2 protein-coding genes are annotated in these 1,355 nt (G+C 49.6%); both read right to left on the minus strand.

The features are described from left to right. Positions 1-165 precede the first annotated feature (165 nt). Positions 166-999: an IS3 family transposase gene (locus V9K67_RS26975; RefSeq protein ID WP_336728230.1), complete on the minus strand. Its 834-nt coding sequence runs from the start codon at positions 997-999 to the stop codon at positions 166-168. Positions 1,000-1,004: 5 nt separating this feature from the next. Continuing rightward, positions 1,005-1,289, minus strand: a complete 285-nt coding sequence (locus V9K67_RS26980; protein WP_336728231.1) for a transposase — start codon at positions 1,287-1,289, stop codon at positions 1,005-1,007. Positions 1,290-1,355: the final 66 nt, after the last annotated feature.

Below are 1,355 nucleotides of genomic sequence, written 5' to 3' on the forward strand. Positions count from 1 at the left end.
TGAAATACTCCCAAGTCTTCGGACAATTTCTTGATGTTGCTAAGAGATGATTTTCGGCGCTTTAAAATGAATGATTGCCACTTTGAGGTTTGCAAATATAGGACTGATTTCGGCAATCATTTGTTTTAAAGTGCAAGCCCGCCCGGCAGGGGCAAGCCATTGTTATCAAGCGGCCTCTTTGCTGTAAAGCTGGTGCGGCGTTTCATATTCAAGGGACTGGTGACACCTTTCCTCGTTGTAAAAAGAAAAGAACTTCTTCAAACCCCGGTACAGGCTTAGGCCATCCTCATAGACATGCAGGTAAATGTCTTCGTACTTTACCGTACGCCAAAGCCTCTCGATGAATATGTTATCGATGGCGCGACCCTTACCGTCCATGCTGATCTGTATCTCCTTGCCTTTAAGGAACTTAGTGTAGACCTCGCTGGTAAATTGACTGCCCTGATCGCTGTTGATGATCTCAGGCGTTCCATAGCGGGCTACAGCCTCCAGGACGATCTCCGTGCACCATTCCGCTGTCATGGTGTTGGAAACACCCCAGCCCACCACAAAGCGGGTGTGTACGTCAATGAGGGCGCAGAGGTACATGAATCCTCGTTTCATGGGCACGTAGGTGATGTCGATAGCCCAAACCTGGTTCCTCCTTTGGATCTGCAGGTCCCTGAGCAGGTAGGGGTACTTGTAGGCCGCAGGATCCGCCTGGGTAGTTCGGGGCATGGGATAGAGCGTTTGCCAGCCCTGCAGCTTCATCAGCCGCCGCACGCGCTTGACATTCACCGCATAGCCCATCCCGGCCAGCAGGACCGTCAGCCGCTCCACCCCATAGAACGGAGTTTTGAAGTACTGTTCGTCCAATACCCGCATGATGGCAAGGTTCTCCTCGCTTTCAGGCTCCGGCTCATAATACAGGCCGCTGCGGCTTATCTCAAGCAATTCGCATTGCTTTACCATACTCAGTTCGGGGTGGTCTTTTTCGATCATCATCCTACGCTCCGACAAGGGTTTTATAGCAGCTTTTTTTTTAGAAAGTCGTTGGCTACCTTCAGCTCGCCAATCTGGGCATAGAGCACATTGATCAACTGGTCTTTGCCATCACCGCCGGCTTTGCCTTCCTTCTCAAATACAGAGGCAGACTGAGCCAGGAATTCTTTTTTCCAGGTGTTGATCTGGCTGGGATGCACGTCGTACTTCTTCGCCAGGGCTTCGATGGTTTGCTGTTCCCGGATGGCTTCAATACTTACTTTGGCTTTGAACTCAGAACTGAACTTTCTACGGCTCGTTTTACTCATTTGACAGGTTTAAAAGTTTACAAATATCTACTTTAATTGCCTGTCCAAAAAACCGGGAGTATTATA

It is taken from the genome of Huijunlia imazamoxiresistens (genome assembly GCF_037132455.1).
Lineage (GTDB): Bacteria > Bacteroidota > Bacteroidia > Chitinophagales > Chitinophagaceae > Flavisolibacter > Flavisolibacter imazamoxiresistens.